The 14532-nt window shown below is 53.8% G+C and carries 16 protein-coding genes; all 16 read right to left on the reverse strand.

The window, feature by feature from the left end; translation table 11 throughout:
• Window positions 1–395: 395 nt before the first annotated feature.
• Window positions 396–1151, reverse strand: coding sequence for a DNA repair protein RecO (gene recO, locus NYE24_RS11650; protein ID WP_341026386.1), 756 nt, complete (start codon window positions 1149–1151; stop codon window positions 396–398).
• Between the two features lie 36 nt (window positions 1152–1187).
• Complete coding sequence (locus NYE24_RS11655; RefSeq protein WP_076154224.1) at window positions 1188–1331, reverse strand: YqzL family protein; 144 nt, start codon at window positions 1329–1331, stop codon at window positions 1188–1190.
• A gap of 110 nt (window positions 1332–1441) precedes the next feature.
• Window positions 1442–2332, reverse strand: coding sequence for a GTPase Era (gene era, locus NYE24_RS11660; RefSeq protein ID WP_036690285.1), 891 nt, complete (start codon window positions 2330–2332; stop codon window positions 1442–1444).
• 821 nt (window positions 2333–3153) lie between these two features.
• A complete protein-coding gene (locus tag NYE24_RS11665) occupies window positions 3154–3573 on the reverse strand; it encodes a cytidine deaminase (RefSeq protein ID WP_036690287.1) in 420 nt (139 codons plus the stop codon).
• 318 nt (window positions 3574–3891) lie between these two features.
• Complete coding sequence (locus NYE24_RS11670) at window positions 3892–4287, reverse strand: diacylglycerol kinase family protein (protein ID WP_036690289.1); 396 nt, start codon at window positions 4285–4287, stop codon at window positions 3892–3894.
• Window positions 4287–4787, reverse strand: coding sequence for an rRNA maturation RNase YbeY (ybeY, locus tag NYE24_RS11675; protein WP_036690291.1), 501 nt, complete (start codon window positions 4785–4787; stop codon window positions 4287–4289). Before ybeY ends, NYE24_RS11670 begins: the two co-directional genes overlap by 1 nt.
• Window positions 4759–7038: an HDIG domain-containing metalloprotein gene (locus NYE24_RS11680; RefSeq protein ID WP_036690292.1), complete on the reverse strand. Its 2280-nt coding sequence runs from the start codon at window positions 7036–7038 to the stop codon at window positions 4759–4761. Before NYE24_RS11680 ends, ybeY begins: the two co-directional genes overlap by 29 nt.
• A gap of 17 nt (window positions 7039–7055) precedes the next feature.
• Complete coding sequence (locus NYE24_RS11685; RefSeq protein WP_036690294.1) at window positions 7056–8027, reverse strand: PhoH family protein; 972 nt, start codon at window positions 8025–8027, stop codon at window positions 7056–7058.
• Between the two features lie 15 nt (window positions 8028–8042).
• Window positions 8043–9224, reverse strand: coding sequence for a sporulation protein YqfD (gene yqfD, locus NYE24_RS11690; RefSeq protein ID WP_036690295.1), 1182 nt, complete (start codon window positions 9222–9224; stop codon window positions 8043–8045).
• The gene (gene yqfC, locus NYE24_RS11695; protein WP_036690297.1) at window positions 9221–9514 is read right to left on the reverse strand and encodes a sporulation protein YqfC; all 294 of its coding nucleotides are present in this window, start codon (window positions 9512–9514) and stop codon (window positions 9221–9223) included. Before yqfC ends, yqfD begins: the two co-directional genes overlap by 4 nt.
• 181 nt (window positions 9515–9695) lie before the next feature.
• Window positions 9696–10292, reverse strand: a complete 597-nt coding sequence (locus NYE24_RS11700) for a hypothetical protein (protein ID WP_036690299.1) — start codon at window positions 10290–10292, stop codon at window positions 9696–9698.
• 16 nt (window positions 10293–10308) lie between these two features.
• Window positions 10309–11310: a flotillin-like protein FloA gene (gene floA, locus NYE24_RS11705; RefSeq protein WP_036690301.1), complete on the reverse strand. Its 1002-nt coding sequence runs from the start codon at window positions 11308–11310 to the stop codon at window positions 10309–10311.
• A gap of 36 nt (window positions 11311–11346) precedes the next feature.
• Window positions 11347–12729: an NfeD family protein gene (locus NYE24_RS11710; RefSeq protein ID WP_036690302.1), complete on the reverse strand. Its 1383-nt coding sequence runs from the start codon at window positions 12727–12729 to the stop codon at window positions 11347–11349.
• 155 nt (window positions 12730–12884) lie between these two features.
• On the reverse strand, window positions 12885–13328 hold the full coding sequence (locus tag NYE24_RS11715; RefSeq protein WP_036690304.1) for a GatB/YqeY domain-containing protein: 444 nt from the start codon (window positions 13326–13328) through the stop codon (window positions 12885–12887).
• Window positions 13329–13343: 15 nt separating this feature from the next.
• The gene (rpsU, locus tag NYE24_RS11720; protein WP_005547957.1) at window positions 13344–13517 is read right to left on the reverse strand and encodes a 30S ribosomal protein S21; all 174 of its coding nucleotides are present in this window, start codon (window positions 13515–13517) and stop codon (window positions 13344–13346) included.
• Between the two features lie 142 nt (window positions 13518–13659).
• Window positions 13660–14019, reverse strand: a complete 360-nt coding sequence (locus tag NYE24_RS11725; RefSeq protein ID WP_036690358.1) for a histidine triad nucleotide-binding protein — start codon at window positions 14017–14019, stop codon at window positions 13660–13662.
• Window positions 14020–14532: the final 513 nt, after the last annotated feature.

Below are 14532 nucleotides of genomic sequence, written 5' to 3' on the forward strand. Positions count from 1 at the left end.
GGCTCTTGCTGCTGCGCGATGGAGGCGGCACCAGCTTCTATGTACCTGCGGTCTATGATGGAAGAAGAATGTCCCCCACAGCCACAAGCCAAAAAGCTCCCGCCCCCATGCCTGATGAACAGACATAGGGACGAGAGCTCAAATCTATTCTCCCGCGGTTCCACCCTACTTGATTACGCAAAAATCACGAAATCCACTTTTCATGCTGCCGCTTCCGTACTCCCGGGTGCCCTGTTCATGAACGTCGTCCCGCCAGGCTTCCACTACCCCCGGCTCGCTGCTGCGACAATACCGCCCACTACTTTCCCGATCCACGCACTCTCTCCAGTTCTGGAGCAAACACGGCAATCTTATAAAAGAAACTGAACTTATAGTAACGGATAATTTGCGATTCGTCAAATATTGTATTTATCGAGCTGGTCCAGGAAGCTCTGGGACTTCAGTCTGAGCCCCAACTGCATATCCATGAATCCCCGCATGACGGTCTTCAGCTCCGCACGGGTCTCCGGCTTCACATCAACATTTCCCAGCCTGGTCAGATCCAGCGCCGCGAAGATCCGCAGCAGCTTCAAGGCACGCGGGGAAATCTCCATGGCCGGCGGATCGTTATGCCGGCAGCTGCGGCAGAGAACTCCCCCCAGACGGGGACTCATTCTAAGCTCCTCATCCGGCTTGTCTTTGCCGCAGACGATACAGGAGTCGAGCTGAGGCCCGTAACCCGCAGCCTGCAGTACCTTCATTTCAAATACATTATTGATAATGCCGGGCTCTTTGTCTTCCTCCAGTGCATTCAGGCAGGCGGTTAGCTGGCGGTACCAGAAGCTGCCAGTCTCTTCATCATGCAGTACCCGGTCCAGCAGCTCGCAGGCATACGATGCATACGCCGCCTTGACCAGATCCTCACGTAGCGGATGATGGGACTTCGTGATCTCTCCGGCATTGAGTGTTCCCAGTCCACCGTTGTTGCGGAAGAACACGAACTCACCTGTTGTGAACAACTGGATCAGGGCAGCATGACGGCTTTTGACCTTCTTGGCGCCCCGCACCAGAACCCCTACTTTACCGGCGTTCTCGGTGCAAAGCGTAATAATGGCGTTCCCTTCACCGTAGTCCATGCTGCGGATGACGATCCCTTCCACCCTGTATAGCATGCCTCTTCCCCCAACCACTCGGCAAGCAACCAGTTCTTATTGTGCTTCTTCATCGATAGCCATCTCTTCCTCCGCCGGCAGCGTTCCGCTGCCCTCGGGCGAATCCCCAGCTTCCCTGTACAGCAAATACGCATCGAGATCTCCAGTCATTGCAAAATACTTCCACGAAAAATTCCGCATTCGTATTCATCCTTTCTTCGGAAACACGATGTCTCTTCAGATGTAGGATGTGCGATGCCCCAGGATCTATCCGTGCAATTCCTGCCAAGTAGAGGCGGCTTGAGAGGTGATCATTCTTTATGGAAGCCCAAATCCCGCAGGACGCGGTCCTGGTTACGCCAGTCTTTTTTCACCTTCACCCATAATTCCAGGAAAATCTTCGAGCCCAGCAGATTCTCAATATCCGTCCGCGCACGGCGTCCGACTTCCTTCAGCAGCGCTCCCTGCTTACCGATAATAATTCCCTTCTGGGAATCGCGCTCGACAAAAATAACCGCCGAAATATGCACAACCCCATTGGGTTCCACGCTCATATCCTCAATCGCCACTGCGATGGAATGCGGCACCTCTTCACGGGTCAGATGCAGAATCTTCTCGCGGATCAGCTCCGCGCAGACGAACTGCTCGGGGTGATCGGTAATCTGATCGTCCGGATAATACTGCGGGCCTTCCGGCAGATATTTCTGCACCTGCTCCAGCAGCGTGTTGACATTATTGCCCATCTTGGCTGAGATCGGCACGATCTCGGCGAACGTATGCAGCTTGTTATACTCCGTAATCATCGGCAGCAGCGCTTCCGGCTCAATCTTGTCAATCTTGTTCATGACCAGAATGACCGGAGTCTTAATGCTGCCAAGCTGTTCCGCGATAAAACGGTCTCCTCCGCCCATTCCCTCAGATGCATCCACCAGGAACAACACCGCTTCCACTTCATGCAGCGTGCTCATCGCGGTCTGATTCATGTAATCGCCGAGCTTGGACTGTCTTTTATGGATACCCGGGGTGTCCAGGAATACAATCTGTGAGTTATTCGCCGTGTATACTCCGTGAATCTTATTCCGTGTGGTCTGCGGCTTGTCCGACATAATGGCAATCTTCTGGCCGATTACCTGGTTCATGAGTGTTGATTTGCCTACGTTTGGTCTGCCGATAATGGCGACAAACCCTGATTTGAATTTCATATGATCTTCCTTCCTTACTACGTGGTTAGAATCGTCCAAACTTTAATTCCAAAGCGTTCAAAAGATTTTCGATCCCCCTAAGTCCCCCTTCGCCAAGGGGGACCCCAAGGGCCCCGGCCCTCTGGACACCCGGAATTGACGTGGATGCAGCGCTTGGCGCGGCAAGAAACTTTGGAAGGAGGATCGCTTTTCGTTCCCTGCGGGAACACGCTTGACTGCGGCGCATTTGATTGGCGGTGGCCAGCATGCTGCGCGGGACAGGGAGCTGTGGAGCATGAGCGCTTGCCGTTCCCTGCGGGAACACGCTTAACTGCGGCGCCTTTGATTGGCTGTGGCCAGCATGCTGCGCGGGACAGAGAGCTGTGGAGCATGAGCGCTTTCGTTCCCACCGGGAACACGCTTGACTGCGAAGCGGGAAAGACTAATTTGTTGAACACCGAATCCTGCCCATGCCCACTCGCAATAACTAGCCCGGCATGCCCACAATAACTAACCTGCCATGCCTACAACTGTCTTAATTGTATTTTGTACACTTATTCCGCTCCAAATCAGCGGTAAATAGACTTTAGTTGTAATTCATACATCTATTTTCCTCATCAACGTCACTTTCGACGATATCTGATGAATTTAGTTGTACAATTTACACTTAAATCAACTTTTGGCGGGAATAGGGGAGAGTTAGTTGTAGAATATACAGTTAACTTCGGAGCACCAGCGCTATTGGTTACCTCCGGGAACACGCTTGACTGCGGCGCGAATAGTTGATTAGTTGCAATGCTTAGACCCACACGCTTCCCGCACGCACACGCTAGCTCCTGCCATCACTCCGCACTCTGCCCCTGCGCCAGATCCGCCGGGCCGAAGGCGCCAGGAAGCAGGTCACGGACCGTAGTCTCCACAATATCGCCCTTCAGGTTGCCGAGAATGACCGGCATATCGGGGCCGCACAGCTCGACCATCACCTGGCGGCAGACGCCGCAAGGTGATACGGGGCCATCCGTATCTGCTACTACTGCTATAGCTTTGAAGGTACCGGGCTTATGGCCGTCCGCAATGGCGCGGAACATGGCCGTCCGCTCCCCGCAGTTGGTGGGACCGTAAGCGGCATTCTCGATGTTGCAGCCGTGGTGGACTTTGCCGTCCTGATCCAGCAGCGCTGCCCCCACCCCGAAGTGGGAATACGGTATATATGCATTGGCTCTTGCCTTGATCGCTTCCTGAAGAAGTAGCGCAGAATCCATAGTTGTCCTCCTAAAAGTTTTTCATCTTCTTCGATTAATCTTCGTACAAAACTCGCTTCGTAAGCATACGCTTAGTTTTATTGAGCATTCGCTTCATCGAATCTTCATCGAAATAAAACTCGCTTCGTAAGCATCAGCTTAAGTTTTGTAAGCTTACGCTTCTTCGATTAGTTCTCGTACAAAACTCACTTCGTAAGCATTAGCCTAGTTTTATTGAGCACCCACTTCATTCATTGCCCTGAAAATGTCACTCTAATTAAAGATGACGGAGCGCGCAAAGCGGGTCCGCCTCTTACACCAGCTGAAGTTGTAAACTGATTATGACATAAGACCTGTGATCCAGTCCATCACGGGATGATAAAAAACATAGATTCCGGCAATCACGGCAAACACCGCCGTAAGCAGCACGGCGCCTGCGGCGGTATCTTTGGCCTTCTTGGCCAAGGGGTGAACCTCAGGCGACACCAGATCAATCGTCGCTTCAATCGCCGTGTTCAGCAGTTCGGCTGTCAGCACCAGCGTAATGGCCAGCAGCAGCAGCATCCAGCTTGACGGAGGAAGTCTGAACACAGCGGCGGCAGCCACTACCAGAACAGCAAGGCCGCTGTGCACCTTCATGTTCAGCTCCGATTTGAAGGCCGCTGCAATGCCGTGCGCTGCAAAGCGAAAGGAATGCCAGAATTTTTTGTGGCCCACCGCCGTATTCTTGACCATTAGCGTGTCAACCCGACCTGAGCCAGAGCCTTCTCCTGCTTAGACATCATTTCGGCCTCAGCCTCCGGCTCCTGATGATCATAGCCCAGCAAATGCAGGAACCCGTGCACGAACAGGAAGCCCAGCTCCCGCTCCAGGGAATGGCCGTATTCCTCAGCCTGCTCCTGCGCCCGGGTAACCGAGATGATAATATCCCCAAGCACATTCGGTACTTCTTCCAGCTCTTCGTCTTCATCTGCTAAATCATATTTAATCTCCAGCTCGTCTTCTCCGGCCTCGTTCATTGCGAAGGAGAGCACATCTGTCGGACGGTCAATACCGCGGTATTCCAGATTCAGCTCGTGAATGCGTTCGTTATTGACGAAGGTCAGATCCACTTCCCCCGTGTCAATTCCTTCAGCAATGCCTGCTGCCTGAAGAATCCGCTCCAGCAGTGCAATCAGATCGCCGTTAATTTCATGTTCATCCTGTTCATTGTTCCAAACGACGCTCAGACTCATTTTTGATGGCCCCTTCCTCTTTTTTGGGCTTACGCACATCCTCGGGGTATTCAATCCGGGAATGGAAAATACCCATAACAGTCTCTTTCAGTGTCCGCGAAATAATATCCAGCTCCTTGAGCGTCAGATCGCATTCATCGAACTGATGGTCATCCAGCCGACTTTTGATAATTTTCTCAATCATAGTCTCCACCTGCACCACGGTTGGCTTACGGAGCGAACGGACGGCGGCCTCCACACTATCGGCGATCCCGACGACTGCGGATTCCTTTGACTGCGCCTTCGGGCCGGGATAACGGAAATCCTCCTCCGTGAAGTCCGGCTCTACCCCCTTATCTTCTGCAAGCTTCAATGCCTTATGATAAAAATAATGCAGGAACGTCGTGCCGTGATGCTGCTCCGCTATATCGCGGATCGGCTTCGGCAGCTTGTATTCCTTCTGCATCTCCACCCCGTCCCGGGCGTGGGCCACAATGATCGACTTGCTCAGCTTCGGCTCAATCGAGTCATGCGGATTCTCCATATTGTTCTGGTTCTCTATGAAATAGAACGGGCGCTTCGTCTTGCCGATGTCATGATAATACGAGCCTACCCGGCACAGAAGTCCGTCCGCACCAATCGCTTCGGCCGCAGCCTCGGACAGATTACCTACCATCACGCTGTGGTGATAGGTGCCCGGCGTCTCAGTAAGCAGCTTACGCAGCAGCGGATGGTTCGGGTTAGACAGTTCTACGAGCTTCAGTGCCGACAGAATGCCGAACGTTACCTCGAAGAACGGCATCAAGCCGATGACCAGCACTGCGGTAAGCAGCCCCCCGGCAAAGGAGAAGCCCAGAGCATATAACGTATTCGTCTCGTTCCATACGCCTCCGCTCAGCATCGTCAGTATGGCCACAGTCAGGCAACCGAGCAGGGACACCATAATGCCGCCCTTCAGCAGCGTTGAACGTTGTCCGGCGCGGTGCGTCGAGAAGATGGCAACATAACTCACGATTAGGGCAAAGAAGCCGAAGGTGAAATCAAAGATAGTATTCTGCTGAACATTCAGCAGGATACTGGCCAGAATGCTGAACAGAATGGAACAGAAATAAGCTAAGGTCATGTCCAGCAGCATGGAAATCAGCATCGCGCCGAGAGCCACAGGTGCCAGATAGCCGATATATGTCCGCACATCGGTCTGCAGGAAGGCCGTAAGCTTCATCATAACAATCGTAATAATAAAGACCAGTACCAGCATAAGCAGCTGGGAGTTATTGTATTTGAAGCCTGAGGCTCCGCCATTGTAGCGGATGAAGGTCATCAGACCAAAGGACAACAGTGCAGAGAGCAGCAGCAGGCCGAGTTGCGGCCAGTAATTAATCTCTTTACTGAGCAGACCGTTCTCATCCAGCAGCTTGTACAGCTCAGGGGTAATCTCCTGATTCTTGGCGACTAGCACATCCCCCTGCTCGATGAACACATCCGGCGTATTCTGACGGGCCTGCACCTTCGCTTCCTTGGTCGCATCCTCGTCATAGAATTTGTTGGCGGTAATCACCAGCCGCACCAGCTCCTGAACCACCTCGCGGGCGGTCCGCTGTCCCAGCGAACTGACGCTGACCTGCTCGGCCACCTTGGCGCGTGCGCTCTGGGCGTCGGTAATCTGGTCATTCATCAGCTTGGTGACAATATCCCGGGCCACCGGCTTCATTTCGATGATATCCTGCTGAGTCAGGCGCGGGATCTTGATATAGGTCTCTTCCGGAATGACGTAGGCCTGATCCTTGATAACGGACTGCATTTCATCCAGCAGATGCTCGGAGTAAGTCCCGGCCTTCTGGCTGGCCGCCACGAAATTAAGAATAAAATCATTCGCCCGCCGCGGAATCTCTTCCCGGTAAATCTCTGTCTTCTCACTCTGTGAAATCGTATCATCCTGATTCAACCCGCCGATCCGGTCCAGCAGCAGAGTTACTAGATTCTCCGCCCGGATAGGAATAATGGCATAACGGTTGGTCACATTCTCTGCAGCAGTCTCCTGGGCCTTGAGCTTGGCGTTGTTGTCCAGGATTTGCTTGGGAGCTGTAATCTCCTTGGCACTGCGGGTTCCCTCTTTGATATCATACCTTTTGGGCAGCAGATCAGAGGACAGGCTGAGGTAGAAGACAACGGCCAATAACAGGAAAAGAGCATAGCGCGTCACCGCGCTATACTTCCATCCGCTACTGCTATATACAAATCCGCTTAATTTCGATGGTTGCTTTGAGGCCATGAAGACAATCCCCTTTTTTATTGGAGGTTTTCGGCAGAGCGGTCATAGGCAACGATAATTTTCTGCACAAGGGAATGACGGACAACGTCCTGCTCAGCGAAGTAGACAAAGCCAAGCTCCTCGATACCGGAAAGAATCGTTTTGGCTTCGATCAGCCCTGACTTCTTGCCGCGCGGCAAATCGATCTGGGTCACATCGCCCGTGATGACCATCTTGGAGCCGAAGCCCAGACGGGTGAGGAACATTTTCATTTGTTCGGGCGTGGTATTCTGCGCTTCATCAAGGATGATAAAAGCATCCTCCAGCGTACGTCCGCGCATATAGGCAAGCGGTGCAATCTCGATCAGCCCGCGCTCCAGCGCCTTTGCCACCTGATCAGGCCCCATAACGTCGTACAAGGCGTCGTAGAGCGGCCGCAGATACGGATCTACCTTCTCTTGCAAATCTCCCGGGAGGAAGCCCAGGTTCTCCCCGGCCTCTACAGCCGGACGCGTAAGCACGATCCGTTTGACCGAGCCTTCCTTCAGCGCCGTCACCGCGAGGACCACAGCCAGATATGTCTTGCCTGTGCCCGCCGGGCCGATGCCGAAGACGATATCACGCTTTTTGATGGTGCTCACATAATGCTTCTGGCCAATCGTCTTGACACGGATCGGCTTGCCGCGGAATGTGGTTGTAATCTCGCCCTTGAACAGGTCCAGCAGCTGGTCGGCACGGAAATCCTTCGCCAGCTCCACGGCATACTGCACATCGCGTTCGCTCAATATATAACCCCCGCGTACCAGTGACAGCAGCACGTTGAAGAGCTGGCCCAGCATGTCCACTTCCCGCTCCGTACCGCGAATCGTAATTTCGGCCTCGCGTGAGTTAATAACTGCCGGAATTTCTTTCTCAATGATTTTCAGGAATCCGTCCTGCGGGCCGAACAGGGATTGCGCTTCTCCCGCATTGTGCAAAGATATTTGAATGCTTGCAGTCTGTTCTGACAAGTAGCCTCATTCTCCTCAATTGTTTACTATCGGAAGTTCTTCCGCAATTCTCTCTTCCACCTCAAACAGCACTTTCATATAAACTTTACCATTCTCTTTCTTCTCATGCAAAATTTTTTGACTTTTAATGACGCTATCAGCGCCGTATCGCGCGAAAATATCGCTCTTCGCCCGCGTCAATCCTTCCGCTCTGGCTGCCTCTGGAGTAAGCGCTTCAGCGGTAGCTTTGATCTCCAGCTCCTTCTCAGTCATCAGGCCCAGCGGCAGCTGAAACGAGCGCCACGACAGCATGTCGGGCTCTGAAAGCGTACGGGACTTAGCAAACCCGGAGTCCCCATAGCCCCACAGCTGAATCGCCCACTTGCCGAGAACGAGATAGGTGCGGTCCTTGCGTTCTCCTGTATACGCACTGCCCGTTCTTTTGAGCGGCACCTCCAGATTATATTCATGCCATACAAGGCCTTTAACCATGCCTTTGGCGACTACAAACTCGGTATTCTCCTCGTCACCCAGCGCTCCGGAGATGAGGATGTCCCCTTTTTTGACCCGCGAATTCCGGCTGACCACCGGTCTGCCCTGCTCCGCATAGATTTCGGTCACCACCGCATCGGTCCGGCTGATGAGATGGCGCTGGCTGAGCAGCGGCTTATTCTCGGGGCGGTCGGCTTCGACGACCTGGATGGTAATGCTCGTCCCGGTCCGGTGGAACCCGGCCCATGTCAAGCCCGGAACCAGGGTGGTCAGCTCCCGGGACAGCTCGTCCGACTCCTGCATGCGCCAAATCCACTGAAACGGATAGACACCTTCCTTGCGTGCCGCTTCCAGAATATCCTCGGTAGGAATGCGGGTATTCCCTTCCACCTTGACGCTCCAGATCATGGAGGAGAGCAGCAGCAGGCCTACACCGAAGATCAGTATCCCTGCGGCAAAAAACTTCCGTCTCCACAAGCGCGCGAGGCGAAACGGAAGTCCGTGCCTGGCTGTAACATGCATACGGCAGCCTGTCTTTTTGAGGAGCGGGCGGAGCCGGAAAAAGTCATCCAGCAGCAGATTCAAAGAAGCGCCGTCCCCGGCAGGCCTCACATCCCAGATGATGATGCCCGCTCCGGTTACAGCATTAATGAACTTCTCCACCTGCGGTCCGCTCACATGCAGTGTAACGAACCCCCGCAGTGATGCCAGAGGCGGTTCTTTCATGGATTCTCCCCACTTTCCTTATATCTGATTTCACCGATTACTCCAATGACGGCAAGCTCCTGGCCCAGAATATTGCGGATGACCAGTCCTTCGCCGGAAATCTCCAGCACTCCTTGGGTTAATGCCAGCCTGAGCTGCTCCGAAGAGAAATGCAGCACGCCGCGGTGGTTCTCAATATACAGCTCCTTATTGCCGATCAGGGTGATCCGAGGCATCTCCTGCAGCACATCCTGCGGAAGATCCAGTACCCCGTTTGTCCATCCCCGCAGCCTGCGGCCGATACGGGTCATAAGTAGACGCTCCCCCTTCCTGCCTTCTGTACACCTTATGCGGCGGGGCGGCCGTTTATGAGAAGAACTCACATGCAGTCTCCTGGTACAACAGCAAAAAAGCCTGAATCCTTTCCCGCTAAGGAATAGATCCAGGCTTATTGCAGCATTACAGGTTTGATCAGGAGGCGAAGGCAAAGTCTTAACGCCGCGTGGAATGCGGCTGGCGGGCACGGGGCGGACCCAGCACCTCCGCCCACACCAGGCCGCTGCGCAGCGTGTCAGGGTCGCCCGTGAGCGGATGGCTGGCGAATGCCGGTGATGCTGCGCCAATGCCCTCTCCGCCTGCTTCAGAGCCCGCAGACGGGACGGCAGCCGCCATTCCGTCGAAGGCAGCCTGCAGCGCCTCCAGCTCCCGCTGCATGCGTGCTGTGCGGGCCTCCAAGCTATCCAGGTCATCGGCCTGCTCCAGAGACACCCCTTCGCCGGTCTCATCACCGGCAACCGGCTGCTCAGCCTCAGCCCAGGCTGGCGAAGACGGGGCTTCATGTACATCCGGCTGCGGGGCAGGCAGGTCTGTGTCCGCCCTTGTCCCGGCAGGCGCCGGGAAGCCACTGCCCTGCTGCTCCGCACGCCCGGCCTTCCGGCGGCGGGGCAGCGTATTACCGATGTCCCCTCCGCCGCCGCCAAAGGTAGGCATCCCCCCGCGCGGGGCCTGTTTGTCTTTGCCCTTCTTTTTGTTCAGATTGGTGATGATCGCTATGGCCGCAAGCACCAGGAAATAGATCACGCTGCTCATGGGAGCTCACATCCCTTTATTTGTGGGGCGGACGGCTGGCGTCGTCCCCATCGTTTAGTTTGCCGAGGGAGCCGCGCATCTGCGTATCTGCCTCGATATTTTTCAGATTCATATAATCCATCACACCAAGCTTACCGGAGCGCAGGGCTTCGGCCATCGCCAAGGGTACCTGGGATTCGGATTCAACGACCAGCGCCTTCATCTCGACCACGCGGGCTTTCATCTCCTGCTCATGGGCAACCGCCATCGCCCGGCGTTCTTCAGCCTTCGCCTGGGCGATGCGCTTATCCGCTTCTGCCTGCTCAGTCTGCAGGTACGCACCAATATTCTTGCCTACATCCACATCCGCAATATCAATGGACAGAATTTCAAAGGCCGTCCCTGAGTCGAGACCCTTGGATAAAACAGTGCGGGAGATAGAATCCGGATTCTCCAGCACATCCTTATGCGAATTACTGGAGCCGACTGTGGTTACAATCCCCTCGCCGACACGGGCAATAATCGTCTCTTCGCCCGCACCGCCGACCAGCCGGTCGATATTGGCCCGCACCGTTACACGTGCTTTGACCTTGACTTCAATTCCGTTCTTGGCCACAGCCGCAACAATCGGCGTCTCAATGACACGCGGGTTAACGCTCATCTGAACCGCCAGCAGCACATCGCGTCCGGCCAGATCGATGGCGGCGGCACGTGTGAATTCCAGCGGAATATCCGCTCTCTGGGCGGCAATCAGCGCGTTCACTACCCGGTCCACGTTCCCTCCGGCCAGATAATGGCTCTCCAGCTGATTGATATTCAGCCCCAGCCCAGCCTTGGTCGCCTTAATCAGCGGATTGACAATCCGGCTAGGTGTTACCCGGCGCAGACGCATCGCTACCAGCGTGATAATGCTGATTTTGACCCCGGAGGCCCATGCAGATACCCACAGCATTACCGGGAAGAAGCTGAAGAAGACGCTTAGTACAATAATCACGGCTACCGCGATCAGCAAAAAAGTAATCATAGATGCTTCTAACATACGCTTATCAACCTCCTATATCTTGATAGACAACAATTATTTCGCAGCTTCCTTCACGACCACGCGGCCGCCCTCAACCTTCACCACGGATACGGCAGTCTGCGCCTCGATGAACCCGCCTTCTGTCACCACATCTATCCGTTCACCGTCAAAGGTGGCGGTTCCAGCCGGACGCAGCGGGGTTACGCTCATGCCGGAGGCTCCGATCAGACGCAGCTTCTCCGGGACAGGAACAAACCCTTTGTCTCTGGTAAGGCTATCCTGAAGGATGAAACGGTTCCAGATCCCACGCTCCTTGAAGACCACGGCTACAAACACAATGACCACAGCCGCTGCCGAAAAAGCAATGCCAAGGCTGAACAGCGCATGCGTAAAGCTGTATGCAGCCCTTACAACACCAGCCACCAGACTGATGGACCCGAGTATCCCCAGAATACCGAAGCTCGGCACAAACAGCTCCAGAATCAGCATTACCAGTCCCAGAATGAACAGCAGCAGCGTCTCCGCCCCGGCGAAGCCAGCCACATAGTTGCCGAAGAAGTAAAGGGCGAACGCCAGCGTACCGACAACTCCGGGCACCCCAAAGCCGGGCACCAGCAGCTCGATGAACACACCGGCGATGCCCACGAAGAGCAGAATCGTCATGACCACCGGATGGGTCAGAAATTGCGACATTTTCTCCGCACCGGTATGCTCAATGCGAAAAATGTCGTCTGTCGAGTAGCCCAGCCAGGTAATCGCCTCCTGCTCCGTTCCAGCAATCCGGTCGGCGTAACCGGCCTGAAGCGCCTCGTTGCTGCTCAGAGCGATAATCTCGCCCGCCTGCTTGTTCACGCCCAGTTCCGGGCGGTTAACTACCAGATGAACATCCATCATGCCGGCAGCCACTTCAGGATCACGCCCATTCAGCGAGGCAGCCCCGATCATTTTGGATTTCCAGTACGATACCATCTTGGCGTCTTCCACGCTCTTCCCGTTCATGTCCACCAGCGAAGCAGACCCGATCATGCTGCCCGGCTTCATGATAATGGCATCCGCGTTCAGCGCGATATAGCTGCCTGCCGATGCGGCGTTGCCTTTGATATAGGCCACTGCCGGGATCTTGCTGTCTCTGACCAGGGTGCCGATTCGTTCGGCGGAATCCACCCGTCCTCCAGGCGTATCGATCTCCAGCACAATCAGAACTGCGCCGTAATTCGCCGCTTCCTGAAAGCCCCGTTCCAGAAAGCTCTGCAGACCCCGCTCAATCTCCTGGTCTACCGGAATAATGAACACAGGTCCGCTGACTACTGTACCCGAAGCCGCTCCCGGTGCACGGACCGCTTCATTATCTGCCTGAATCGTCCCCGCCACCGGCAGGAACAGAAGAACCATCAGCGCCGCGATACAGGAGAATATGATGGTACGTAACTTATTCAAGCCTGCGCCCCCCTTTTGTACATGAACCATTGCATTCTCAACTTATCATTGTATGTACGCCTGCATATAATTCTTAGTATTCCATATACGCAGGTCTATCCAAAAAGATCCACATAATGAAAAACACCCCTAATGAAAGGGGTGCTAGCGTTATATTATTGCAGAAATTGCTGAACCGCCTGGTTCACGAGTTTGCCATCGGCGCGACCTTTGACCTTAGGCATCAGTGCGCTCATCACCTTACCCATTTCACTTTTCGAAGAAGCACCGGTTTCCTGGATGGTCTGTTGTACAATTACTTTAATTTCTTCTTCGGTAAGCTGCTCGGGAAGATATTTAATGATAATCTCGATTTCTGCCTTAGTACTCGCGGCAAGCTCATCGCGACCCGCTGCTTCAAATTCTTGGAGGGCATCTTTGCGCTGTTTGATCTCACGACTAAGGATATCAAGCACTTCGTTGTCGTCTAATGTTCTCTTCAAATCTATTTCAAGATACTTTATTGTAGAACGAACCATTCGAATGGTGGAGAGTGTGAACTTGTCCCTACTCTTCATCGCTTGCTTCATATCTTCGTTCAATCGTTCGCTAAGATTCATGCGTGGGTAATCCTCCTAAAACTTTCTCTTACGAGCAGCCTCAGACTTCTTCTTGCGCTTTACGCTTGGCTTCTCATAATGCTTGCGTTTCTTCACCTCAGCCAAGACACCATCCTTAGCAATGGAACGTTTAAAGCGACGAAGTGCAGCATCAATTGTCTCGTTTTTGCGAACTTTCGTTTCAGACACCAGTTTTCCCTCCCTCCGACCAGACCGTCCAAGAGCATAACAACACGGTTCATCACCTTTCATTATAGGTCAAACCTAAATAAGGTGTCAACCTTCGCGTTATTTTTTTTTCAGTCAGGCTGCATATAGTTAGATTGCTTACTTAGGCATGAGAATTGGAGTTCCCGGTCAAGGCACCAAGCTTGGCTCCGCCCAGCAGATGATAATGCAGATGCGGCACGGCCATCCCGCTGTCCGGACCGCAATTGTTAATTAGCCGGTAGCCGGAATCAGCAATTCCCAGCTCTGTTGCGAGCTGCTGTGCTACAGCGTGAATCTCGCCGATCAGCGGCAGATCCTCAGGCGTAACCTCGTTCATGGAAGCAATGTATTTCTTAGGGATAATCAGCACATGCACAGGGGCAGCAGGCTCAATATCGTGGAACGCCAGAATCCGCTCATTCTCGAACACCTTTTTGGACGGGATTGTACCTTCGATAATTTTGCTGAATACAGTTTCCATACCACGCTTCCTCCCAGAAAATTTGTAATGCAGAAGCTTGCATCCGGCACTATCCGCAGCACTGGCTGAGATAACAGACATGAACACAACTCTCTTCCGTGCAATAACCACCCGGTACTCCCAGGAGATCACCCAGAAGAGGATCAAGTATCGTTCTGTTCAGCTTGAGCTCTGCGGGACGCACACGCCTGAATGTCTTCGGGCTTCCGGCCTGATTGGCTTCACGACAAATTTCAATGTATGGCTCTAATCATACAGGATGTTGAGCAATTACGAAAGACGGAAGACTACATTCTGGTAAAACTAGATGATTGGGGCGGATTAGGTTGGGATTGTGAGGGAAAGTGGGGGAGCAGAGTGTTGGGGATGGAATCAGGATATCAGGCGGAGGAGGGTCAGGGGGCAGGGAGTGGAGGATCATGATAACAGAGTATAGGGTGGGCAGACTGTATTATAACAGGTCTGGCGGCACGTTGTGTTCGGTTCTTTGAATACATTTGCTCCGGGCATAAC

Source organism: Paenibacillus sp. FSL H7-0350, from assembly GCF_038593195.1.
GTDB lineage: Bacteria > Bacillota > Bacilli > Paenibacillales > Paenibacillaceae > Paenibacillus_AQ.

What these genes read in the sequence shown, in the direction of transcription:
- floA (WP_036690301.1), bottom strand. Translation starts at nt 11,310, where the DNA reads ATGTTAGAAGCATCTATGATTACTTTTTTGCTGATCGCGGTAGCCGTG.
- yqfC (WP_036690297.1), bottom strand. Translation starts at nt 9,514, where the DNA reads ATGACCCGTATCGGCCGCAGGCTGCGGGGATGGACAAACGGGGTACTG.
- ybeY (WP_036690291.1), bottom strand. Translation starts at nt 4,787, where the DNA reads ATGAGTCTGAGCGTCGTTTGGAACAATGAACAGGATGAACATGAAATT.
- yqfD (WP_036690295.1), bottom strand. Translation starts at nt 9,224, where the DNA reads ATGAAAGAACCGCCTCTGGCATCACTGCGGGGGTTCGTTACACTGCAT.
- NYE24_RS11670 (WP_036690289.1), bottom strand. Translation starts at nt 4,287, where the DNA reads ATGGTCAAGAATACGGCGGTGGGCCACAAAAAATTCTGGCATTCCTTT.
- NYE24_RS11655 (WP_076154224.1), bottom strand. Translation starts at nt 1,331, where the DNA reads ATGCGGAATTTTTCGTGGAAGTATTTTGCAATGACTGGAGATCTCGAT.
- NYE24_RS11665 (WP_036690287.1), bottom strand. Translation starts at nt 3,573, where the DNA reads ATGGATTCTGCGCTACTTCTTCAGGAAGCGATCAAGGCAAGAGCCAAT.
- NYE24_RS11700 (WP_036690299.1), bottom strand. Translation starts at nt 10,292, where the DNA reads ATGAGCAGCGTGATCTATTTCCTGGTGCTTGCGGCCATAGCGATCATC.
- NYE24_RS11680 (WP_036690292.1), bottom strand. Translation starts at nt 7,038, where the DNA reads ATGGCCTCAAAGCAACCATCGAAATTAAGCGGATTTGTATATAGCAGT.
- NYE24_RS11725 (WP_036690358.1), bottom strand. Translation starts at nt 14,019, where the DNA reads ATGGAAACTGTATTCAGCAAAATTATCGAAGGTACAATCCCGTCCAAA.
- NYE24_RS11715 (WP_036690304.1), bottom strand. Translation starts at nt 13,328, where the DNA reads ATGAATCTTAGCGAACGATTGAACGAAGATATGAAGCAAGCGATGAAG.
- recO (WP_341026386.1), bottom strand. Translation starts at nt 1,151, where the DNA reads ATGCTATACAGGGTGGAAGGGATCGTCATCCGCAGCATGGACTACGGT.
- era (WP_036690285.1), bottom strand. Translation starts at nt 2,332, where the DNA reads ATGAAATTCAAATCAGGGTTTGTCGCCATTATCGGCAGACCAAACGTA.